25 protein-coding genes are annotated in these 22,973 nt (G+C 39.6%); 16 read left to right on the top strand and 9 right to left on the bottom strand.

What is annotated here, in order from left to right; all coding sequences use genetic code 11:
- Nucleotides 1-12: 12 nt before the first annotated feature.
- Nucleotides 13-723 (bottom strand): 7-carboxy-7-deazaguanine synthase QueE, encoded by a 711-nt coding sequence (gene queE / locus MKL62_RS18415; protein WP_000157724.1) that lies wholly within the window; start codon nt 721-723, stop codon nt 13-15.
- Between the two features lie 78 nt (nt 724-801).
- Nucleotides 802-1,623, bottom strand: coding sequence for a 2,3,4,5-tetrahydropyridine-2,6-dicarboxylate N-succinyltransferase (gene dapD, locus MKL62_RS18410; protein ID WP_000080867.1), 822 nt, complete (start codon nt 1,621-1,623; stop codon nt 802-804).
- Between the two features lie 294 nt (nt 1,624-1,917).
- Between dapD and carO the strand changes: the two genes are divergently transcribed.
- Complete coding sequence (carO, locus tag MKL62_RS18405; RefSeq protein WP_000866518.1) at nt 1,918-2,646, top strand: ornithine uptake porin CarO type 4; 729 nt, start codon at nt 1,918-1,920, stop codon at nt 2,644-2,646.
- 90 nt (nt 2,647-2,736) lie between these two features.
- On the opposite strand, the gene MKL62_RS18400 is transcribed toward carO, so the two are convergent.
- From MKL62_RS18400 to MKL62_RS18375, 6 genes are all read right to left on the bottom strand, one after another.
- Nucleotides 2,737-3,660, bottom strand: coding sequence for a CysB family HTH-type transcriptional regulator (locus tag MKL62_RS18400; RefSeq protein ID WP_001011052.1), 924 nt, complete (start codon nt 3,658-3,660; stop codon nt 2,737-2,739).
- Between the two features lie 71 nt (nt 3,661-3,731).
- Nucleotides 3,732-4,793 (bottom strand): sulfate/molybdate ABC transporter ATP-binding protein, encoded by a 1,062-nt coding sequence (locus MKL62_RS18395; RefSeq protein ID WP_000027499.1) that lies wholly within the window; start codon nt 4,791-4,793, stop codon nt 3,732-3,734.
- A gap of 11 nt (nt 4,794-4,804) precedes the next feature.
- Complete coding sequence (gene cysW, locus MKL62_RS18390; protein ID WP_001048807.1) at nt 4,805-5,689, bottom strand: sulfate ABC transporter permease subunit CysW; 885 nt, start codon at nt 5,687-5,689, stop codon at nt 4,805-4,807.
- A complete protein-coding gene (gene cysT, locus MKL62_RS18385; protein ID WP_000083115.1) occupies nt 5,686-6,519 on the bottom strand; it encodes a sulfate ABC transporter permease subunit CysT in 834 nt (277 codons plus the stop codon). Before cysT ends, cysW begins: the two co-directional genes overlap by 4 nt.
- Nucleotides 6,520-6,599: 80 nt before the next feature.
- Nucleotides 6,600-7,208 (bottom strand): RBBP9/YdeN family alpha/beta hydrolase, encoded by a 609-nt coding sequence (locus MKL62_RS18380; RefSeq protein WP_000149921.1) that lies wholly within the window; start codon nt 7,206-7,208, stop codon nt 6,600-6,602.
- 30 nt (nt 7,209-7,238) lie between these two features.
- A complete protein-coding gene (locus MKL62_RS18375; RefSeq protein ID WP_001212600.1) occupies nt 7,239-8,246 on the bottom strand; it encodes a sulfate ABC transporter substrate-binding protein in 1,008 nt (335 codons plus the stop codon).
- Between the two features lie 263 nt (nt 8,247-8,509).
- Between MKL62_RS18375 and pabC the strand changes: the two genes are divergently transcribed.
- The 4 genes from pabC (at nt 8,510) to MKL62_RS18355 (ending at nt 11,556) form a co-directional block, all read left to right on the top strand.
- Nucleotides 8,510-9,322: an aminodeoxychorismate lyase gene (gene pabC / locus MKL62_RS18370; protein ID WP_000263427.1), complete on the top strand. Its 813-nt coding sequence runs from the start codon at nt 8,510-8,512 to the stop codon at nt 9,320-9,322.
- 1 nt (nt 9,323) lies between these two features.
- On the top strand, nt 9,324-10,394 hold the full coding sequence (gene mltG, locus MKL62_RS18365; RefSeq protein WP_001125860.1) for an endolytic transglycosylase MltG: 1,071 nt from the start codon (nt 9,324-9,326) through the stop codon (nt 10,392-10,394).
- 9 nt (nt 10,395-10,403) lie between these two features.
- Entirely contained in the window at nt 10,404-11,003 is a 600-nt protein-coding gene (gene tmk, locus MKL62_RS18360; protein WP_000470763.1) for a dTMP kinase, read from the top strand.
- Nucleotides 11,004-11,139: 136 nt separating this feature from the next.
- Nucleotides 11,140-11,556, top strand: a complete 417-nt coding sequence (locus MKL62_RS18355; protein ID WP_000842540.1) for a PaaI family thioesterase — start codon at nt 11,140-11,142, stop codon at nt 11,554-11,556.
- Between the two features lie 54 nt (nt 11,557-11,610).
- Here the strand turns inward: MKL62_RS18355 and nadB are convergent, their stop codons facing one another.
- Nucleotides 11,611-13,254: an L-aspartate oxidase gene (gene nadB, locus MKL62_RS18350; RefSeq protein ID WP_031945795.1), complete on the bottom strand. Its 1,644-nt coding sequence runs from the start codon at nt 13,252-13,254 to the stop codon at nt 11,611-11,613.
- 230 nt (nt 13,255-13,484) lie between these two features.
- Here nadB and MKL62_RS18345 point away from each other — a divergent pair, with 230 nt between their 5' ends.
- The 11 genes from MKL62_RS18345 (at nt 13,485) to MKL62_RS18295 (ending at nt 22,752) form a co-directional block, all read left to right on the top strand.
- Complete coding sequence (locus MKL62_RS18345; RefSeq protein ID WP_000842416.1) at nt 13,485-14,861, top strand: Do family serine endopeptidase; 1,377 nt, start codon at nt 13,485-13,487, stop codon at nt 14,859-14,861.
- 120 nt (nt 14,862-14,981) lie between these two features.
- Nucleotides 14,982-15,431, top strand: coding sequence for an acyl-CoA thioesterase (locus MKL62_RS18340; protein WP_005128127.1), 450 nt, complete (start codon nt 14,982-14,984; stop codon nt 15,429-15,431).
- 177 nt (nt 15,432-15,608) lie between these two features.
- Nucleotides 15,609-17,426, top strand: coding sequence for a translation elongation factor 4 (gene lepA / locus MKL62_RS18335; RefSeq protein WP_000035781.1), 1,818 nt, complete (start codon nt 15,609-15,611; stop codon nt 17,424-17,426).
- A 70-nt stretch (nt 17,427-17,496) separates the two neighbouring features.
- Entirely contained in the window at nt 17,497-18,324 is an 828-nt protein-coding gene (lepB, locus tag MKL62_RS18330) for a signal peptidase I (protein WP_000344900.1), read from the top strand.
- 23 nt (nt 18,325-18,347) lie between these two features.
- Nucleotides 18,348-18,722 carry a DUF4845 domain-containing protein gene (locus tag MKL62_RS18325; RefSeq protein WP_001224039.1) on the top strand — a complete coding sequence of 125 codons (375 nt, stop codon included), beginning with the start codon at nt 18,348-18,350 and terminating at the stop codon, nt 18,720-18,722.
- Complete coding sequence (rnc, locus tag MKL62_RS18320; RefSeq protein WP_000160699.1) at nt 18,694-19,386, top strand: ribonuclease III; 693 nt, start codon at nt 18,694-18,696, stop codon at nt 19,384-19,386. Before MKL62_RS18325 ends, rnc begins: the two co-directional genes overlap by 29 nt.
- Before the next feature lie 11 nt (nt 19,387-19,397).
- Nucleotides 19,398-20,420: a GTPase Era gene (era, locus tag MKL62_RS18315; protein WP_001985518.1), complete on the top strand. Its 1,023-nt coding sequence runs from the start codon at nt 19,398-19,400 to the stop codon at nt 20,418-20,420.
- A gap of 18 nt (nt 20,421-20,438) precedes the next feature.
- Nucleotides 20,439-20,639 carry an NF038104 family lipoprotein gene (locus MKL62_RS18310; protein ID WP_001985517.1) on the top strand — a complete coding sequence of 67 codons (201 nt, stop codon included), beginning with the start codon at nt 20,439-20,441 and terminating at the stop codon, nt 20,637-20,639.
- A gap of 9 nt (nt 20,640-20,648) precedes the next feature.
- A complete protein-coding gene (gene recO / locus MKL62_RS18305; protein ID WP_030423607.1) occupies nt 20,649-21,362 on the top strand; it encodes a DNA repair protein RecO in 714 nt (237 codons plus the stop codon).
- A gap of 13 nt (nt 21,363-21,375) precedes the next feature.
- On the top strand, nt 21,376-22,101 hold the full coding sequence (pdxJ, locus tag MKL62_RS18300) for a pyridoxine 5'-phosphate synthase (protein WP_000729414.1): 726 nt from the start codon (nt 21,376-21,378) through the stop codon (nt 22,099-22,101).
- A gap of 6 nt (nt 22,102-22,107) precedes the next feature.
- Entirely contained in the window at nt 22,108-22,752 is a 645-nt protein-coding gene (locus MKL62_RS18295; RefSeq protein ID WP_000095056.1) for a MiaE family protein, read from the top strand.
- Nucleotides 22,753-22,973: the final 221 nt, after the last annotated feature.

Below are 22,973 nucleotides of genomic sequence, written 5' to 3'. Positions count from 1 at the left end.
TTTATTGAACGATTAGCGACCTGATTCATCGTTCCAGAGCAGTTTATGTAACTGTAGCTGGAAACGTACAGGTAGTTTGTCGTCCAGTATCCACTGTGCCAGATCACGTGCTAAACGTGGCAGGCCAACAGCACCTTTTTCAACCGCAAAAGCAGGGGAGAACCAAACAGTACTGACTTTGGTTTGCAGTTGATATTGTTCAACTTGTTGTTTTGACCATTCATAGTCTTCACGATTACAAATCACAAATTTGATTTGGTCACGCGGTGTTAAATGGTCAAGATTACTGATGAGATTACGGTGTTCTTCACCAGAAGTTGGGGTCTTTAAGTCGAGAACTTTTGAAACACGCGGATCCACTCTTGATACATCAAGAGCGCCACTGGTTTCTAGGGAAACGTCAAAACCGGCGTCACATAAACGTTGTAATAAAATTAAGCAATTGGGTTGTGCAAGTGGTTCACCGCCAGTCACACAAATATAAGGCGTTTGATATTTTTCAGCCGTTTCAATAATGTGCTCAAGTGATAAGCGTTCGCCACCTTCAAAAGAATAGGTGGTGTCGCAATAACTACAACGTAAAGGGCAACCTGTGAGACGAATAAATACAGTCGGTAGACCAGAGGCATTTGCTTCACCCTGCAAGGAGTAAAAAATCTCGGTAATGCGTAGACCGGACGCAGGGTCAGAGACAGGAATTGCAGAGGAACGTAAGGAAGCCATTCTAGAAATACCACACTATATAAAAAATAAAATCTCTACGATCAGTGTTGATCGTAGAGATGTTTGATCAAACTGAAATTAGTCAGCGCGTAACAAATCGTTCAAACTTGTTTTTGCACGTGTTTGTGCATCAACTTTTTTCACGATAATTGCAGCGTATAAACTGTATTTACCATCAGCTGACGGTAAGTTACCTGGTACAACAACTGAGCCAGCAGGAACACGGCCGTAATGGATTTCACCAGTCTCACGATCATAAATGCGTGTAGATTGACCGATATAAACACCCATAGAAATAACAGAGCCTTCTTCGACAATAACACCTTCAACGATTTCAGAACGTGCGCCGATAAAACAGTTGTCTTCAATAATGGTTGGGTTAGCTTGTAATGGTTCTAAAACACCACCGATACCAACACCACCTGATAAGTGAACGTTTTTACCGATTTGAGCACATGAACCTACAGTTGCCCATGTATCAACCATTGTGCCTTCATCTACGTAAGCACCAATGTTGACATAAGATGGCATTAACACCACATTTTTAGCTTGGAAACTACCACGACGAGCAACAGCAGGAGGAACAACACGAACGCCCGCAGCTTTAAATTGCTCTTCAGTCCAACCAGAGAATTTAGTTTCAACTTTGTCGTAGAAACGAAGATCACATGACTCGATTGGTTTATTGTCATTAAGTTTAAATGATAATAAAACAGCTTTTTTTAACCATTGATGAACAACCCATTCACCATTGATTTTTTCTGCAACTCGAAGTGTACCGTTATCTAAACCAGCAATTGCTTCTTCAACAGCTTGGCGAATTTCGCTTGGGCAATCTGCTGCAGTAAAATTTGCGCGGTCTTCAAATGCTTGCTCAATGATCGTAGAAAGCTGAGACATGATCTTCCTTCCATAAAAAATTTTAAAGATTTTACACTAATTTGTGACAAGAATCTTTGAAAAAACGTGTTACGTTTAATTGAGATATAAATGAGTTAAATCAAAATAAGCTTATTAGATAATCAAGTGTTTTTTACACAAAAATGATTTGAAAATAAAAATTTAACTCAATTTGTATCAAAAAATAACAGAAATCTAGCAGTTTTTGTATAAAAAAGAATCTATGCTCTTGAATATAATTTTTGTCACAAGCTGAATAAATTAAAAACAGAGCCTTTTCTTAAGGAGAAAACGATGAAAGTATTACGTGTTTTAGTGACAACTACAGCTTTACTTGCTGCTGGTGCTGCAATGGCGGATGAAGCTGTTGTTCATGACAGCTATGCATTCGATAAAAACCAATTAATTCCAGTAGGCGCTCGTGCTGAAGTAGGTACTACAGGTTACGGTGGTGCTTTGTTATGGCAAGCAAACCCATATGTAGGTTTAGCATTGGGTTATAACGGCGGTGACATTTCTTGGCGAGATGACTTATCAATTAATGGTACTAAATATGACGTTGATATGGATAATAACAACGTATATTTAAATGCCGAAATTCGCCCATGGGGTGCAAGTACTAACCGTTGGGCTCAAGGCTTATATGTAGCTGCAGGTGCGGCGTATTTAGATAACGATTATGACCTAACTAAACGTTCACAAGATGGGACTATTAAAGTAAATGGTAATAATTATAACTTTAATGGGTCAGTGGATGGTAAATTAAGTTATAAAAATGATATCGCTCCTTATTTAGGTTTTGGTTTTGCACCTAAAATCAATAAAAACTGGGGCGTATTCGGTGAAGTAGGTGCTTACTATACTGGTAACCCAACAGTAAATCTTAAATCAAATGGTACTTTTGTTAATGTTAACGGTGCTGACTTTGATAAAGATTTACGTGCTGAAGAAAATAAAATCCGTAACGACGATAAATATCAATGGTTGCCAGTTGGTAAAGTTGGTGTGAACTTCTTCTGGTAATAAAGCTTAAAAAAACGAGCTTCGGCTCGTTTTTTTATGTCTAAAAATAAAAGAGCTACTTACGTAACTCTTTTATTTTTCCCTTAAATTTTATTCATCTGGATAGGCAATTTTTTTCAATGCTTTAATGTCAGCATCAGGTGAGCATAAAGAAATAAACTCATAACCATAACCACGTAATAAATGGCCTTTGCGAACAGCAATCCATGTGGTGTTGACACCAAAGATATCAGTTTTAATCTGTTTTAAACGATAGTCACGCTCTGCATCGTAAGCGACATCATTGACAATTCCGACGCCCATTCCGAGTTCAACGTAAGTTTTGATAACATCGGCATCAAGCGCAGACATTACAATATCGGCATCAATTTGTGCATCTTCAAATGCTTTATCGATCTTTGAACGACCTGTAAAACCGCCGTGATAAGTAATTAGTGGGTATTCAGATAAAGCATCAAGATCAATTTTATCGAGCTGTGTAAGTGGGTGATCTTGAGGAGTGATAATGCTGTGCTGCCATTGATAGTATGGAATACTTGCTAAATTTTCTTCAGTTGTTAAAGACTCTGTCGCGATACCAATATCAGCTTCACCTTGTAAAAGCATTTCTGCAATTTCGACAGGACTTGCTTGTTGCAAAATCAAATGAACTTTTGGAAATAGTTTCTTAAATTGATTGACGATTGGTGGTAATACATAACGTGCTTGAGTATGAGTTGTTGCAATCGTTAAAGTACCTTCGTCCACTTTATTAAAATCATCGGCAAGACGTTTAATATTTTCAGCATCTACAAGCATGCGTTCTACAATGCTAAGGAGTGATTGACCGGGTTCAGTTAAACCAAGCAGACGTTTACCTTTACGGACGAAAAGTTGTACGCCTAATTCATCTTCTAAATCTTTAATATGTTTACTTACACCTGATTGAGAGGTGTATAACGCGGCAGATGCTTCCGTTAAATTAAAGTTTTGGCGTACTGTTTCTCGGATAATTCTTAATTGTTGAAAGTTCATTTACACTTTTCCTCAAAAGAGGTGAGGAACGGCTTTAAATACCGCGAGATGGCTCCTCACCAAATAATTCCTTAAGCAACTTGATCTGCAAATAGGTGAAGTTGAGATGCACTTACCCAAACAGTTTGATTTGGTTTAAATGCATGTTGTTTTGCAGCTTCACTGCTCAGAGCAATCTCAATTAAACGTCCATTACGATCTTGTAATTCCGCCACTACTTTTCCAGCAATCCAGACTTCACGTACAAAAGTTGCTTCAATTGTATTTGCCTGTGGTTGCGCATGAATATGTAACTCATCCGGACGGGCAAAAGCAATTACTTTTCCTTGTGGAGCCTGAACTGTGGTCGGTAATTCGATACGATCATTACCAATACGGATAATACCGCTTGCATGTTCACCTTCAAAACGATTTGCTTGACCCAAGAAATCAAATACAAATGGCGTTGCAGGTTTTTCGTAAACTTCACGCGGAGAACCAATTTGTTCGACGTTACCTTTATTCATCACAATAATTTGGTCTGCTACTTCAAGTGCCTCTTCCTGGTCATGGGTTACGAAAATTGAAGTGATATGCAGCTCATCATGCAAGTTACGTAACCAGCGGCGTAATTCTTTACGAACCTTAGCATCTAGTGCACCAAATGGTTCATCAAGCAATAACACACGAGGTTCTACGGCAAGTGCACGAGCTAAGGCAATACGTTGGCGTTGACCACCAGAAAGCTGGGCTGGATAACGGTCTGCTAAAAAGCCCAGTTGAACCAGATCAAGCAGACGAGTCACTCGTTTTTTAATTTCGGCTTCCGATGGGCGTGTGGCACGAGGACGGACACGTAAACCAAAGGCAATATTGTCAAATACGGTCATATGACGGAATAAAGCATAGTGCTGAAAAACAAAACCGACCTGACGTTCACGGACATGTACATTGGTTGCATCTTCGCCTTCTAGTAAGACTTGACCGCCATCTGCTGACTCTAAACCCGCAATAATACGAAGTAGCGTCGTTTTACCGCAGCCAGATGGGCCGAGTAAGGCAACCAGTTCACCTTCTGGGAAATCGAGTGAAATATTTTTAAGCGCATGGAATGCACCAAAGTGTTTTTCAATATTTTTAACTTGAATACTCATGATTTCATTCCTTACGAATCAGTTGAATGTGGTTCTGGTTTGTCTTGATGTAGTTCTAACCAGGTTTTTAAAATCAGTGTTAATAGTGCCAAGAAAGCAAGTAGTGAGGACACCGCAAAAGCTGCGCTAAAGGTGTACTCGTTATATAAAATTTCGACATGAAGAGGTAGGGTATTGGTCTCACCACGGATGTGGCCGGAAACTACTGATACTGCTCCAAACTCACCCATTGCACGGGCATTACACAAAATCACGCCGTAAATCAGACCCCATTTAATGTTAGGGAGTGTGACTTTCCAAAAGGTTTGCCAGCCTGATGCACCGAGTACAATCGCTGCTTCCTCTTCTTCAGTTCCTTGCGCTTCCATAAGTGGAATTAACTCACGCGCCACAAATGGAACTGTAATAAAGATGGTCGCTAAAACAATGGCAGGTACGGCATATAGAATCTTGATGTCATGTTCCATGAGCCAACCGCCTAACCAGCCTTGAGCACCGAAAATCAGTACAATCATTAAACCTGCAATAACAGGTGAGACTGAAAAAGGCATATCAATAATGGTGGTTAAAATTGCTTTACCTTTAAACTGAAATTTGGAAACAGCCCATGCAGCGGCAACACCAAATATCACATTAATCGGAACGGCAATTGCTGCGGTCAATAGTGTTAATTTCACTGCTGATAACGTATCTGGATCAATTAAAGCTTGAACATAGACTTCAAGACCTTGTTTAAATGCTTCAACAAAAACCAGAATAAGTGGCAACATGAGGCAGCTAAGGAAAAAAATCAGTGCAATTGTAATAAGCGTATAACGTACCCAAGTTGGTTCACGTGTCGCGTCACGAGATTGCAATTTCAAGGCAAGTGCATTGCTGTCGGTATGTAGGTTCATGTGACATTTCTCCCTGTACGACGGTTTGCCCATGCTTGAAGTAAGTTAATGACAAATAAAATAATGAAAGAGAGAACCAACATCACTGCTGCAATAGTCGTGGCACCTGCATAGTCATATTCTTCGAGGCGAGAAATGATCATAAGCGGAGCAATTTCAGTTTTGAACGGCTGGTTACCTGCAATGAAAATTACAGAACCATATTCACCTACACCGCGAGCAAATGCTAAAGCAAAGCCTGTAAATAGGGCAGGGAGTAATATTGGTAAAATAATTTTGGTAATGGTCTGCCAACGATTTGCACCGAGTGCGGAAGCCGCTTCTTCAAGTTCAGTTTCAATATCGCTTAATACCGGTTGAACGGTTCGAACAATAAAAGGAATACCGATAAATACTAAAGCTAGCGTAATCCCGATGGGGGTATATGCAACCTGAATACCAAGTGGTTCTAAATATTGACCGATCCAGCCTGTCGGCGCATAGAGTGAGGTCAACGCAATGCCTGCAACCGCTGTTGGAAGTGCAAAAGGTAAGTCCACTAAGGCATCAACCAGACGCTTTCCGGGAAAGTTATAACGGACAAGGCACCAAGCTAAAAGTAGCCCAAAAACAACATTAATAAACGCCGCAATTAAGGCTGAGCTAAAGCTGAGTTGAAGCGATTTTAAAATACGCTCAGAGGTTAAAATTTCCCATAGTCCGTCCCATCCGATTCCAAATGATTTGATAAAGACTGCGGCTAATGGAATAAGCACAATAAAAGAAACGTAAGCGAGGGTGAAGCCCAATGATAGACCAAACCCAGGCAGCACTCGGGATCGCTGCGACATGATATTTCCTCAAAGAGAAAAGCCTGCTGAAACCAGTAAGCGAATAAATAAAGATAAACGGCGCGGTATAAAGCTAGGTATTAAGCAAATTTCAAAGAGAAATGTGTCTTTACCGGATCAATAGATGAGTGGCTACACATCGAATCTTCAGGAAGTAGATGATTCAGTAAGTCAGGAAATGGACCAAAGCCTGAAGCAACATTAATATGACCGACTTGTCCAAGGTTAATCGGGGTTAATTGCCAAGATTTCGCAAGCTGTAAAGCATCAAAAAAGTCTAACCATGGATCATTTTCACTAATGAGTAGCGTTGCAGGCACATTAATTTTTAGCTGATGAAAATAATCTTTGTAGTCAGTCAAACTATGACGGGCAAATCCCGCTTCACCAAAACGTGCCGGATTTGCAGGAGCAACCAAAATCAGTTTTTTAACTTGAAGTTGTAACTCTGGATGCTCTGCTAAGGCAGCAACACTAGTTAGGCAGCCGAAACTATGCGCAACAATTTGGACTGGTGTTTGTACTGCTTGAACTGTGTTAACGAATTGCTCAATCCATTCGCTTAATACGGGTCTATCCCAGTTTTTTTGCTCAACGCGAGAACTAGACACGAGTTGACGCTGCAACCAAGATTGCCAATGTTGATGTTCACTTCCACCTACACCCGGAACAATTACAGTATGTGTCATGTCTGTTCTCCTTATCGTTAGAACAAAGAATTACTTCTCTGCACTATTGATTTTCACGATTTGATCGAAAACACCACCATTATCAAAGTGTTGCTTTTGTACTTTTGTCCAGCCGCCAAACTCTTTATCAATGGTGACAAGTTTCAATGGCTTAAATACATTGCTGTATTTTTTGAGTACAGCTGCATTGCGAGGACGGTAGAAATTACGTGCTGCAATTTCTTGACCAGCAGGTGAGTACAAATAGTTGAGGTAACCTTTTGCAATAGTTAAGTTGCCTTTTTTCGCTGCATTTTTTTCAACAATTGCAACTGGCGGCTCAGCCAAAATAGATAAAGATGGCGTCACAATCTCAAACTTGCCTGGTTGTTCACGGATAGCTAAATGTGCTTCATTTTCCCAAGCCAGTAATACGTCACCAATTCCGCGTTCAGCAAATGTAGTAGTTGCACCACGGGCGCCTGAATCTAAAACTTTGGTGTGTTTATAAATTTGGCGAACAAATTCTTGTGCTTTTGCATCGTTACCACCTGCTTGATGTTTTGCCCAAGCCCAAGCTGCAAGATAGTTCCAACGTGCACCACCAGAAGTTTTCGGGTTTGGCGTAATAATTTCCACGCCTGGCTTGATTAAGTCACCCCAATCTTTAATTTGTTTAGGGTTACCCTTACGAACTAAAAACACGATAGTTGATGTGTACGGAGTAGAGTTTTGCGGTAACTTTTTCTGCCAGTCTGTTGGAAGCAATTTTGCTTTTTCAGCAATTTCATCAATATCAGCAGCAAGTGCTAATGTCACAACATCTGCATTTAAGCCGTCGATTACAGCGCGGGCCTGTTTACCAGAACCACCGTGTGACTGTTTAAACTCAATATCTTGACCGGTACGCTGTTTCCAGTAAGTACCGAACTGTTTGTTGAAATCTGTATATAACTCGCGAGTTGGATCGTAAGAAACGTTTAAGAATTCTTGAGCTGCAAACGATGAAACAGAAAGTAATGCAGCAATAACCCCGACTTTTAACTGAGAAAAACGCATGAGATAACCCCTCAAAAAATACGAAATGTTCAAAACATGAACGCAGAATAGCGCTAGTCTTTATTCTAAAAAAATAATAAAAAACGAATTTAATATGAAAAATATAGAAATAATAAAAATGGATAAGTTATTCTTAAATCTTGATATATAACAAGTTTCAAAAGTTTCTCTTAAATCGGTATAATTTTTTAAAATCAGTCATTTATTAATTAAATGAAAGGTGTTGTATTGTTGGGTAGTTTTAAATAAAGGACGGATTGAGCATGTGGTGTTTTAAAAATGGACAACCTGTAGAGACCATTCCTTTATTGGACCGGGCATTTCATTATGGGGATGGCTGCTTTACCACAATTCGTGTTTTTCAAAATAAGATTGAGCTTAAAGCACGGCACTGGGAACGTCTAAAACTTGCTTGCCAAAAATTATCTTTGGTTGCAGATTTTGAGTTAATCGAACAAAGTTTGCAGCATCTACAAAATCAGAATCTCGTGCTCAACGGGACTTTAAAAATTGTGATTAGCCGTGGTGAAGGTGATCGTGGCTATAGTTTGCCAAAGCATGCGGCAGATATTTATATCTGGTTTTATCCAAAAGCATTGGAGCAGTTCCAGCCAGATTTTATACAGTGTGGTGTTTTAAATCAGGCTTTAGGTTTAACCATGCCGAGTTTAGTTGGGCTTAAATCCTTAAACCGTCTTGAGCAGGTATTGCTAAAAAAAGAAGCAGATCAACAAGGCTGGGTTGAAGCTTTAGTAACTGATGTACAAGGTTATATTGTTGAAGGGGTAAGCAGTAATTGTTTTATTCGTTTAAATGATAGATGGATTACTCCGGAACTTCGCTATAATGGCGTCCACGGTGTGATGCGTGCAGAAATTTTGGCGCGTATGCAGCACTACGGAATTGCCTGTGAAGTCAGAATAATTGAGCTAGATGAAGTACCACAAATACAGAGTCTATTCTTTTGTAATGCTTTACATCCAATGCGAGTAGTTACTCAAATCAGTGAACAAATTCTAGAGTCACAGGCGTGCCTAAATTTATTTCATACTCTTAACTTGAATCAGATTCATTAATATGCCGAAGCCACCTGTGAATGCGAAAGCAAAAAATGCTAAAAAAAAGGGCAAGAAAACAGCATCTAATTTTCCAAAAAAGTTAGTGCTGATTGGCTGTTTTATCGTTTTAATTTCTATTTTTGCTATTTTATGGTCAAGTTTATTTAAAGCTTATCCTATTGAAGGGAAAAAGCAGATGCTATCGATCACATCAGGTGAGACCTATTCTGGTTTTATTGATCGCTTAGCCAAAGAAAATAAAATCCATTTCCCAATTGTACTTAAGCTTTATCAAAAGTTTATGATTCATGACAGTATGAAAGCTGGTGTATATGAGATAGAGCAGGGAATGAGCGTAAGACAAGTATTAGAAATGTTATCTGATGCTGATAATGCCCAGATGAACCGTGTTCTAGTGATTGAAGGAACAACTTTTAAGCAGCTGATTACAGCACTAAAAAACGATAAAAATGTAAAAAATACGATATTGGATTTACCAGATGACCAGCTTATGAAGGCTTTAGGTATTCCTTATCATCATCCTGAAGGTCTGTTTGCACCCAACACTTATTTCTTTGCTAAAGGTGAGACCGATAAGAAAATCCTGACTGATTTATACCATCGTCAAATGAAAGCCTTAGATGCGGCTTGGGCAAAGCGGGCACCGAATTTACCTTATAAAGATAAGTATGAAGCTTTAATCATGGCTTCTATTGTTGAAAAAGAAACGAGCCTCGATAGCGAACTTACACAAGTTTCAGGGGTTTTCGTGCGCCGTTTAAAACTCGGTATGCGTTTACAGACTGATCCAACCGTAATTTATGGTATGGGTGCAAACTATAAGGGTAACATTACTCGCGAAGACTTACGTACACCAACACCATATAATACCTATACAATTAATGGGTTACCGCCAACTCCAATTGCGCTGCCAAGCCAAAAAGCCATTGAGGCTGCGTTACATCCAGATGATTCAAATAACATCTATTTTGTAGCGACTGGTAATGGTGGACATAAATTTACGGCAGACTTGCAAGCACATAACCAAGCAGTGCAAGAGTATTTATCCGTGTTGAGATCGAAGAAATAAGGAAAAGAGATGTTTATTAGCTTTGAAGGCACGGAAGGGGTAGGAAAAACTACACTCATTCGAAAAATTCATCAGCATTTTGAAGAACAAGGCAAACAAGTTGTTTTAACTCGAGAGCCGGGTGGAACACCGCTCGCAGAACAAATCCGTTCTATGCTTTTGGCAGTGAATCATGATGAAAATATGAGTCATGATACTGAGTTGCTCTTAATTTATGCGGCACGAGCTCAACACTTACAACAAGTTATTTTGCCAGCATTAGAGTCTAATAAAATTGTATTAAGTGACCGTTTTACCGATGCGAGTTTTGCTTATCAATGTTCCGGTCGTGGTTTAAGCCAAGACAAATTACAGCTTTTAAACCAGAACTTCGTTTCACGCATGCCAGAAGTGACTTTTTGGTTAGATGCGCCGATTGAACTCGGTATGAACCGTGCACGTGAACGCGGAGCTTTAGACCGTTTTGAACAGGAAAAGTTAAGCTTCTTTACCAAGGTTCGTGAAGGATATGAAACCTTATGGAAAGCTGAGCCTGAGCGTATTAAACGTTTAGATGCTACCCAAAGTCCTGATCAGGTATTCGAGCAAGCTTTGCAATATTTAGCATAAGCTATGGGATTAGCCACTCTCATATTTTTGGGGAGTGGTGAAAAATGACAAGAAATCTGGTTTTAAACGTCATAGAAAATATTGGGCAGTATCTTATGCTATTTTAATTACTGTCTAAAATTGAAGAATAACAAGGATGAAAAGCTCAAAAGAAGAAATTGTGGCATTTCTTGAAAAGGAATTCCCACAAAGTTTGGAACATTGCACGATTGAATCAGTGACTTCTAAAGCTGCCGTTGTTTATTATCACGTTGACCAAAGACATCAACGTCCGGGTGGTACTATATCTGGCCCGACTATGATGACTTTGGCAGACTTTGCTTTATATATTGCAATACTCGGTGAAATTGGAATTATTGGTTTAGCTGTAACCACCAATTTTAATATTAATTTCCTGAGAAAACCCGCAGGTGATCAAGACTTACGCAGTGAATGTAAGCTCATGAAAGTAGGAAAGAGCTTAGTCGTAGGTGAGGTCTGGATTTATTCAGTAGGGCAAGAGGAACCCGTGGCACATGTGACCGCGACTTACTCAATTCCTCCTAGACCATAAATCTTAAGTAATAAAAAAGCACGGCATGAACCGTGCTTTTTTATAAAAAACTATTTATACACTCGTATTCACCAAAGGTTGCTCTACTGCAAAGTTTGGAGGCGTCAGAACCGTTTTACGAATCTCACTCGAAGTTTCCGGATAATCAAGTGTGTAATGTAAGCCACGTGATTCTTTACGGTGCATAGCACAACGAACAATCATTTCGGAAACAAGTACAAGATTACGCAATTCAATCAGGTTTTTGCTGACACGATAATCTTGATAATATTCAGTAATTTCGCGCTTTAACATCTCAATACGGTGTAAAGCACGTTCTAAACGTTTTGTGGTTCTTACAATACCAACGTAGTTCCACATGGTCGAGCGTAACTCATCCCAGTTTTGTAAAATCACGACATCTTCATCTGGATTGGTTACTTGAGAATCGTCCCAAGTGGGTACTTCCGGTAATTTGAAGTTTTTATCAAACTTACTTTCGATATCTTTTGCTGCACTCATGCCATAAACGAAGCATTCAAGTAATGAGTTGCTCGCCATACGGTTTGCACCATGTAAACCCGTATAAGAGGTTTCACCAATTGCATATAGACCTTCAATATCAGTCTGGCTATTTGAGTCAACCACAACACCACCACAGGTATAGTGTGCAGCCGGCACCACTGGAATCATATCTTTAGTGATGTCGATACCTAGCTCAAGCAATCGTGCATAAAGTGTAGGGAAGTGCTCTTTAATAAAATCCGGTGATTTGTGTGTAATGTCTAACCACACATGGCGAATACCGAGACGTTTAATTTCATGGTCAATGGTACGTGCCACAATATCGCGAGGAGCCAACTCTGCACGATCGTCAAAACGTAGCATAAAACGTTCGCCATCTGGTAAACGTAAGTAAGCACCTTCACCACGCATGGCTTCAGTAATTAAGAAAGAGCGTGCTTGCGGGTGGTAAAGGCAGGTTGGATGGAACTGGTTAAATTCCATATTGGCAACACGGCAACCTGCACGGTATGCCATCGCAATACCGTCACCAGTAGCAATATCCGGATTAGATGTATAAAGGTAAGCTTTCATTGCGCCGCCGCAAGCAAGTGCGGTAAATGGGGCAAGGAAGGTATGAACTTTTTCAGTACTTTCATCTAGTGCATACAAACCAATAGCACGATTTGCCTGCTCTGTATGACCTAACTTATGCGACGTGATTAAATCAATCGCAATATAGTTTTCAAAAATAGTGATGTTTTTACGTTCTTTGGCGCGTTCAACCAAAGTGGTTGAAATAGCTTTGCCAGTTGCATCAGCAGAATGAATAATACGGCGCTGCGAATGGCCACCTTCACGAGTCAAATGAAGCTGTTCATCTTCATCTAAGGTAAACTGCACACCTTGCTTTAAAAGGAAATCAACAGAAGGACGGCCGCCTTCTACAGTATGCTGGACTGCATCCATTTCACATAAATGAGCACCTGCAATCATAGTGTCATTAATGTGTTGTTGAATAGAGTCAGTTTCATCAAGTACTGCAGCAACACCACCTTGTGCATAGAAGGTACTTGCTTCAGTTAAAGCAGCTTTAGCTAAAACTGCAATATTAAAATGACTTGGTAACGATAAAGCCAGACTTAAACCAGCACCGCCACTGCCCACAATAATCACGTCAAAGTGGTGAATTGTCTGTTGATTAGGCATGTCCATTCGCATCAATTTAAAACGTCCGCTAATGACACCCCTTTTTACCTAAAAAGGCAAGAGCTTAAGCGCTCTAAGTCACAGAAAAATTGCAATTAGCTTAAAAAATTGCAATGTGTAAAATAAACGTGATGAGGATGCCTTACAAATAAACATATTGTTACGCACAATTCCAAAGCATTGTGATACAAAAGTTTTATTCTTATTCTCGTAGACCAATTGTGGGTGAGCACCGAATGAAATCTCGCTATTTACAACAAGGAATGTATGCAGCGGTATTTACAGTTGCTGCTGTTCAAGCAAATGCTGCTGTTGATTTTTCAAACCTCGTTGAACAAGTTAGTCCGGCTGTGGTGAGTGTAAACGTTGTAAAAAAAATGACTCAGGATGAACTGTTACAACAGCAAGTTCCTGAAATTTTAAAACGTTTCTTTGGTAATCAGGTCATCATTCCACAGCAACAAGGTCCTCAAGAGAAAACTGCATATGGTAGCGCGTTCTTTATTAGTAAAGATGGTTATTTACTTACGAACCACCATGTAATTGAAAATGCTTCCCGCATCAGTATTACTTTAAATGACCGTCGTGAAATTGATGCAACAGTGGTCGGTAGTGATGAGCGGACAGACGTTGCATTATTAAAGGTAAACGGAACTAACTATCCTGCTTTACGCGTAGGAAATGTTGACCGTTTACGTGTAGGAGAGCCGGTTTTAGCAATTGGTTCACCATTTGGTTTTGATTATTCAGCTTCGGCAGGTATTGTCAGCGCTAAATCACGTAACATGAGCGGTGAAACCTCTGTACCATTTATTCAAACCGATGTGGCGTTGAACCCTGGTAACTCAGGTGGTCCATTGTTTAACCAAAATGGTGAAGTTGTCGGCGTGAACTCACGTATCTTTAGTGGTACGGGGGGGTATATGGGCTTATCTTTCTCTATTCCAATTGATGTTGCGATGGATGTAGCTGAACAGCTTAAAACGAAAGGGAAAGTGACTCGTTCCTACCTAGGCGTTATGATGCAAGATATTGACCGTAACCTTGCAGATGCCTATAAATTACCTAAACCGGAAGGTGCTCTGATTACTCAGGTTTCTCCAAATTCACCTGCACAAAAAGCAGGGCTTAGGGCTGGCGATGTTATTCTAAAATTAAATGGTGCTTCTGTACTGCGTACTAGTGATTTGCTTTATGCATTAAATAAAGTACAACCAAACCAAACTGTTCAGTTTGAAGTTTTACGCGATGATAAAACCCGAAATATCTCGGCAACACTAGCAACTGCACCTGATGAAACACCTGCTACCGGTAATCAAGCCTCTGCTTCTAAAGGTCCAGTATTGGGAATGAGTATTCGTGATCTCGCTGTGCCAGAGAAAAATGCTTTAGGTATAAAAGGTGGTATTTATGTACAAGATGTCCGCCGTGGTGGATTAGCATCATTGTCAAATATCATTCCTGGCGATGTGATTATTCAGGTTAATAATACTCAGATTTTGAACAGTCAGGATTTTGCAAAAGTTGTTTCGAATTTGCCGAAAAATACAGTTGCGCGAGTTGGGATTATTCGTCAAGGACAACGAGCAATGCTTGGTTTACGTATTCAGTAAAATATTATAAAAATGAACCACCCTGAAAATGGGTGGTTTTTTATTATTTGTATTCGGCATAATGTTCGATCTAGCTAATTAAATTTTAGCTTTGGATTTAATGATTAAAGTGGGTGTTTTGTGAGCAGTATTTTCGATTTACATATTCAGGTTCAGCCACAGCATATTGATGCTTTAGGGCATGTTAACAATGTAATGTATGTCCAGTGGATGCAAGACGTCGCTGCTGCTCATGTGGAAACATTAGGGGTAGGGGTAACCAAATATCTAGAGCTAAAACATGCAATGGTTGCGGTTGAACACCATGTGCAATACCGTAAAGCTGCGTTTGAAGGTGAAGAAATTGTACTGCGGACATGGCTAGATGATATTAATGCTCTGTATTCATTTCGTCAGTATGTCTTTTTCCGTCCTTCTGATCAGGCAATTTTGTTCGTCGGAAATACCAAATGGGCATGTATTGAAATCGCTTCAGGTCGACCCAAACGTATGTCGCCGACTTTTACACAGGCTTATAAACCTCTTGATTCAAGTATAAATCCTTTAGATTTCACCGTTTCATATGCCTGATAATCAGAAGCATTACTTGTACTTTGAATTATCATTTTTTAAAACATAAGTACAAAGCTCATGAATTTTGGATACTTTAAAATATCCATCTGCTATAATCTCTCGCAATTTGTTAAACCGCTTTGGCTATGTATTAAAACAAGCTACATAGCACTTTATATTTTCTCAAGGTAGCCCATGGCGCAAGCTAAAAAATCCGTTGATATCAAAAATATCCGAAATTTCTCGATTATCGCTCATATTGATCATGGTAAGTCTACTTTGGCTGACCGTTTTATTCAGATGTGTGGTGGCCTGCAAGATCGTGAGATGCAAGCTCAGGTCTTGGACTCAATGGAGCTCGAGCGTGAACGTGGGATTACCATTAAAGCTGCTTCGGTGACGTTGTACTATACTCATCCAAACGGGCAGGAATATCAGCTTAACTTTATTGATACTCCGGGACACGTTGATTTCTCTTATGAAGTATCTCGTTCATTAGCTGCTTGTGAAGGTGCGTTATTGGTTGTTGATGCTGCACAAGGTGTAGAAGCACAATCAGTTGCAAACTGTTATACCGCTATTGAGCAAGGTCTCGAAGTTCTTCCAATTTTAAATAAAATTGATTTACCGCAAGCAGAGCCTGAGCGCGTTATTCACGAAATTGAAGAAATTATCGGTATTGAAGCAACCAATGCACCTACATGTTCTGCAAAAACAGGCTTAGGCGTTGAAGGTGTTTTAGAAACATTAGTTGATGTTATTCCTGCTCCTACAGGTGACCGTGAGGCTCCTTTACAGGCATTAATCATTGACTCATGGTTTGATAACTATTTAGGTGTTGTCTCTTTAGTTCGTATTAAAGATGGTCGTATCCGCAAGGGCGACAAAATGTTGGTTAAATCTACTGGTCAGACTCATATTGTTACATCGGTAGGTGTATTCAACCCTAAACATACTGAAACTGGCGTGCTTGAAGCTGGTGAAGTAGGCTTTGTTATCGCGGGTATTAAAGATATTTTTGGTGCGCCGGTAGGTGATACCATCACGCTTTCAACAACCCCTGAAGTAGCTTCACTTCCTGGTTTTAAAAAGGTTAAACCTCAGGTTTACGCAGGTCTTTTCCCAATTGATGCAAGCGATTTTGAACCATTCCGCGAAGCCCTACAAAAACTACAGATCAATGACTCGGCTTTATTCTTTGAACCTGAGAGTTCAGATGCGCTTGGTTTTGGTTTCCGTTGTGGTTTCTTGGGCATGTTGCACATGGAAATCGTACAAGAGCGTTTAGAGCGCGAGTATGACCTTGATTTGATCAGCTCAGCGCCAACGGTAGTGTATGAAGCTGTCACTAAAAAAGGCGATACGATCTATATTGATAGTCCATCTAAAATGCCGGATGGTTCTGTTGTTGAAGATTTGCGTGAGCCAATTGCAGAGTGTCATATTCTTGTACCGCAAGAGTACTTAGGTAACGTCATGACCCTATGTATTGAGCGCCGTGGTGTACAAAAAGACATGAAATTCTTAGGTAATCAAGTTTCAATTACTTTTGAAATTCCTATGGCTGAAGTGGTTATGGACTTCTTTGATAAGCTTAAATCATGTTCACGTGGTTTTGCTTCACTTGACTATAACTTTATTCGTTTTGAGAGTTCATCTTTAGTTAAGGTTGACGTGTTAATTAATGGTGAGAAGGTCGATGCGCTTGCAATGATTTGTCACCGTAATGATGCTCGTCATCGTGGTATTGCTTTAGTTGAGAAAATGAAAGATTTGATTCCACGTCAAATGTTCGATGTCGCAATTCAGGCTGCTATTGGTGCACAAATTATTGCTCGTTCGACCGTGAAGGCGATGCGTAAAAACGTTTTAGCAAAATGTTATGGCGGTGACGTGTCTCGTAAGAAGAAACTACTTGCGAAACAAAAAGAAGGTAAGAAACGTATGAAACAAGTGGGTAGTGTAGAAATCCCACAAGAAGCGTTCTTAGCTGTTTTGAAAGTAGAAAGATAAGAGAAAAGGCTGGGATGAACTTATCTTCTCCCAGCCGCAAGGCAAGCAGCTAAGCTGCGAGTGAGGTCCTGTGGATTTTGATTTTAATTTAATTCTTGTTCCTGTTACGCTGATTTTATTTGCAGTGTGGTTGCTAGATAAGCTTGTTTTTAAACAGCGTGCAAATAAAGGGCGAGAGAACGAAAATTTTGTTATTACATGGGCCTATGACTTTTGGCCGGTTTTAGCTGTTGTGCTTGTACTTCGCTCATTTCTTTATGAACCATTTAATATTCCATCAGACTCTATGGTTCCGACCTTAGAGACTGGCGATTTTATTTTAGTTAATAAATTTGACTATGGTGTCCGTTTACCTATCGTCAATAAAAAAGTGATTGATATCGGTGAACCGAAACGTGGTGATGTCATCGTTTTTCGTTATCCACCACAACCTACTATTAGTTATATTAAACGTGTAATTGGCTTACCTGGTGACCATATTGTTTATGATCATGGACAATTGATTATTAATGGTCAAAAAATTCCTAAAGTACCAACACAGTTTAGTCGCGAAAAAGATGCTTTAGATACACCAACTTCTATTTATCATAAAGAAACAATTGGTGATCATACCTTTACGATGCGTGAGCTTGAAGGCGTAAATGTTGCGCGTCAGGCGCCATTTATCAACTATGTTGATAATGGTAAATATGCAAACCAAGACGGTTTATATTGGGAAGTAACAGTTCCGAAAGGACATTACTTTGCAATGGGGGATAACCGTGATCAAAGTGCTGACAGTCGTTTCTGGGGCTTCGTACCTGAAGAAAATTTAACAGGCCGAGCTTTCTATGTCTGGATGCATAAAGAACCTGGTTTCCACCTGCCAAGCTTTAACCGAAATGGGAAAATAGATTAAAAACAACCATTAGGAAAACAAAAATGCGTAAGGCACAACAGGGTACTTCGTATTTAGCAATTTTATTTGGGGTGGTCATATTTGCAATTGCGGTGAAAGCCGTACTTGCAGTTTGGCCAGCATATTGGGATGATCGTGTGATTAATAATCAGATTACAGAGCTTATGCAACAAAGCTCGGCTGATATCACACCCCAAAAGTTTATGACACAGATGGACCAACGACTGGAAATGAACAACATTCGTGATCTGCATTTTAAAGAGATTGCTGAAGTGTTTAACCAGCCAAGTCTAACAGTCAAAAAGAAATATGAGGTAAGAAAGCCTTTCTTACTGAATATTGATTTAGTTTTAACATTTGAGAAGAGTTTTGACAAAACATCAGTTCAAGCTAAGTGATCCTCGCTTACTCAGTCGAATCGGTTATCAATTTAAGCAGCCTGAATTGCTACAGTTGGCTTTGACTCATCGTTCGGTGAGTCATAAGTATAACTACGAACGTCTGGAATTTTTGGGCGATTCACTGTTGGGGATGATTATCGCCAATTATTTATACCATGCGTACCCTCATGAAAATGAAGGGCGCTTAACGCGTATGCGCGCGACTTTAGTACGTCAGGAAGCATTAGGTAAAATTGCAACCGATTTGCAACTTAGTCGGTGTTTAATATTAAGCACAGGCGAGTTGAAATCTGGTGGTCATCATCGTGAGTCAATATTGGCTGACACAGTGGAGGCCATTATTGGTGCAATTTATCTTGATAGTAGTGATCTGAACCTACTTAAAGATATTGTGTTAAAATGGTATACGCCTTATTTAGATCATATTGAGCCAACAGATCAACTCAAGGATCCAAAATCACGTTTACAAGAGTATCTACAAGCACGTAAAAAACCTCTCCCTGTTTACGAGGTTGTAGATATTCAGGGTGATGCGCCTCATCAGCACTTTAAAGTCGAATGTTTGGTAGATGGTTTATCAAAAATTCATGGTGAGGGGTCAAGTCGTCGTTTTGCCGAGCAGGCAGCAGCGGCGGAAATTTTAAAGTTATTGGAGCAATAACCTGCATGTCGATGCATTCTGATCAAATCAATCCAGATTCAAACGAAAACCAAGATCCAAACAATCTGATTGATCAATTTTTTAGTTCCAAAGGCGTTACAATTCCTTCGGATTTTAAGAGCGGATTTGTGGCGATTGTAGGACGTCCAAATGTGGGTAAATCTACCCTCATGAACCATTTATTGGGCCAAAAACTCTCTATTACTTCACGTAAACCTCAAACGACACGCCATAAAATTATTGGGATTGATTCGCGTGAAAAAATGCAAGCGGTTTATGTCGATACCCCAGGTATGCATAAGAAAGAAGTACGTGCAATCAATAAAATGATGAACCGTGCTGCGCATTCTGCGTTACGTGACGTGAATTTAGTCTTATTTGTTATTGATGCCCACAAGTGGACACAAAATGACGATTTAGTTCTTGAGAAACTCAAGAATGCTGATATGCCAGTTATTTTGGTGATTAATAAAGCTGATACTTTTGGAGATAAGAGAGAGATTCTCCCTTTAATTCAAGAACGTGCCAAACTTATGAATTTTGCTGAGATTGTTCCTGTTTCTGCACTCCGTGGAGCAAACTTAGAGCACTTAAGTGAAACGATCGAAAAATATCTTCCTTATCAGCCACCTTTGTATTCATTCGATCAAATTACGGACCGTTCAGAGCGCTTCTTGGCAAGTGAAATCATCCGTGAAAAAATCATGCGTCAGTTGGGTGAAGAGCTACCTTATGATTTAACAGTACAAATTGAATCTTTCAAAACGGAAGAAGCAACTGTTAATGAAAAAACTGGTCGTTTAAAACCAGCATGTACCTATATTGATGCCACTATTTTTGTGGATCGTCCTGGTCAAAAAGCGATTGTAATTGGTGAAAAAGGTGCCAAGCTTAAAACAATTGGCATGGATGCACGTAAAGACATGGAAAAAATGTTCGAACAAAAGATCATGCTTACCTTATGGGTTAAGGTCAAAGGCGGTTGGTCTGATGATGAACGTGCTTTAAAAAGTTTAGGATATAGTGATATCTAAAAAGTAGGGAATACTGGTATGAAAGCAATTACATCAATATTGATTATCGTTGGATGTACATCGATGTTGCAAGGTTGTGTATATAAGCTTGTAACCGTACCAGTAGGTATTGCTTATAAAACGACTAAAGGTGTAGTGAAGGGTACAGCTGCTGTTGTAGGGGCTGTAATTCCTGATGGTGATGATGACGATAAAAAAGAAAAAGAATCTGAGGAATAGTTTCTTTTTATGATGCGCAATGAAGTCCTACATGGATATATGATTCACCATCGTAAATACCGTGAAAAAAGCCATATTGTGCATCTCTTCACTCAAGAATATGGGCGGGTTGATGGTATTTTAAGACAGACTCCGCCTCCTCAATATCAGCCAATCCGGTTGCAAGCCACAGGCAAAAGTGAGCTCAAAAATTTTACAAAGCTGGAAATACTAAATCAGCCGGTTTTCTTTTTTGGCGATGCTTTTTTTGCAGGGTTCTATTTAAACGAAATTGTTCTTAGACTTTGCCCACTAGAAGAGGCAATGCCACAAACTTTTGAACAATACCAGTTAACGCTGCTTCAACTCCAGCAGCTGTCTTCTCATGAAAATCCGGATTTATTTCTTAGACAGATTTTGAGACAATTTGACCATATCTTGCTTGCAGAGCTAGGCTATGCGATTGATTTTTCAATTGATAGCTCACAAAAAGAAATTTTGCCTCAACAGTTTTATCAGTTTCAAGTGACTGAAGGCTTTGCCCCCATTGTTCAGGCAAGTCGCTCATCTTTGTCAGGAAAAGCAATTTTATCCATGCTGGATTATGAGCAGGGACAGGATTTTTCTCACGAACAATTGCAATTATTAGGTAAACTATACCGTCAAATGATTACATCGCTTTTAGGTGACCGTCCCCTAAAAAGTCGACAATTGTGGATTCAAAATACTCAAACTCAATCGTAATTAGGATTTTTTTATGGCTGCATTGCTTGGTGTAAACATAGACCATGTTGCTACTTTAAGACAGGCGCGCGGTACTGCTTACCCAGACCCTGTAGAAGCTGCTCTTATTTGTGAACAAGCGGGTGCAGAGGGGATTACTTTGCATTTGCGTGAAGATCGCAGACATATTCAAGATGATGACGTGCGCCGTATGCGTCCATTATTGAAAACACGTATGAATCTTGAAATGGCCGTAACTGATGAAATGGTTGAGTTTGCGAAAGAAATTCAACCACAACATGTGTGTTTTGTACCAGAACGACGCCAAGAAGTTACAACAGAAGGCGGTTTAGATGTAGTAGGTAACTTTGAAAAAGTTAAAGCTGCAACTCAAGCTTTAGCTGCCATTGGTTGTGATGTTTCACTCTTTATTGATGCTGATTTTGCTCAAATTGATGCAGCAATTGCTTGTGGAGCGCCTACTATTGAATTACATACTGGGGCGTATGCAGATGCAACAACAGAGCAAGAGCAACAAGAAGAACTTGCTCGCATCGTAAAAGGTGTAGAATACGCAGCTTCAAAAGGTTTGGTTGTAAATGCTGGTCACGGTTTGAATCTGAAAAATATTGCTCCAATTGCGGCAATTCCACAAATTCATGAGTTAAATATTGGTCACTCAATTATTGCGGAAAGTGTTTTTGTTGGACTAGTACAGGCGGTGAAAGACATGAAAACAGCGATTCAGGCAGCAGGATAAGTAGTAATGTCGAGTATCAATTACGATGAATTAATGCAGCCTGTATTAGCATTTTTAGGGTGCCAAACCCCAAAAGAATGGTTGGATGAGGCTGTTAATAATTTAGACATCTTGATGCAAGATCATGCTAACTGTGAGAAAAAGGCAGCGGGTACAGCCATGAACTTGATGTTCCGCTATAGCTTTTTCACGGACCTACAAGTTAAGCTTGCCCAGCTTGTACGTGAAGAAATGCTTCACTATGAACAAGTTCTAGAATTTATGACGAAACGTGGGCAAGAGTGGAAAGGTTTAAGTGCTGGACGCTATGCAGGTGGCTTACGAAAAGAAATCCGCACATATGAACCAGAAGCTCTAATTGATGTACTCGTGATTGGGGCTTTTGTAGAAGCACGTTCATGTGAACGCTTTTATGCGCTTGCTCCGCGTGTTGATGATGAGTTAGGACGCTATTACCGTTACTTGCTTAAGTCAGAATCTCGTCATTTTGAAGACTATTTAGCACTAGCGCTTGACGTCGCAAAAACTGCCAAAATGAAAGATCCTGAAGAAGATATTCAACAGCGTATTGAACATATCCGTGAAGTTGAAAAGAATCTGATTTTGACTCCAGATGATACTTTCCGTTTTCATAGTGGTATCCCTGCATAAGCTTGGATACCTCAAGTTAAAAAGTTTACCTTTCATGGTAAACTTTTTTATTAAGTAGCTCTAACTTCTAAATAGTTTGAGCCGATATTTAAGGTTAAGTAAGGACCATTTTTTAGTTTTTTAATGCATATCATTATTTAATAAATATATTTTTTACAGATTTAAATTTCTCTTAAAATTTTTAAAAAAACTTTTATTTTTTTAGGCTAATAATAAATATT

Origin of the sequence: Acinetobacter sp. AOR01_HL, from assembly GCF_027855455.1 — a bacterium.
GTDB classification, from domain to species: domain Bacteria; phylum Pseudomonadota; class Gammaproteobacteria; order Pseudomonadales; family Moraxellaceae; genus Acinetobacter; species Acinetobacter baumannii.
This window is presented reverse-complemented; position numbering and strand designations above follow the sequence as displayed.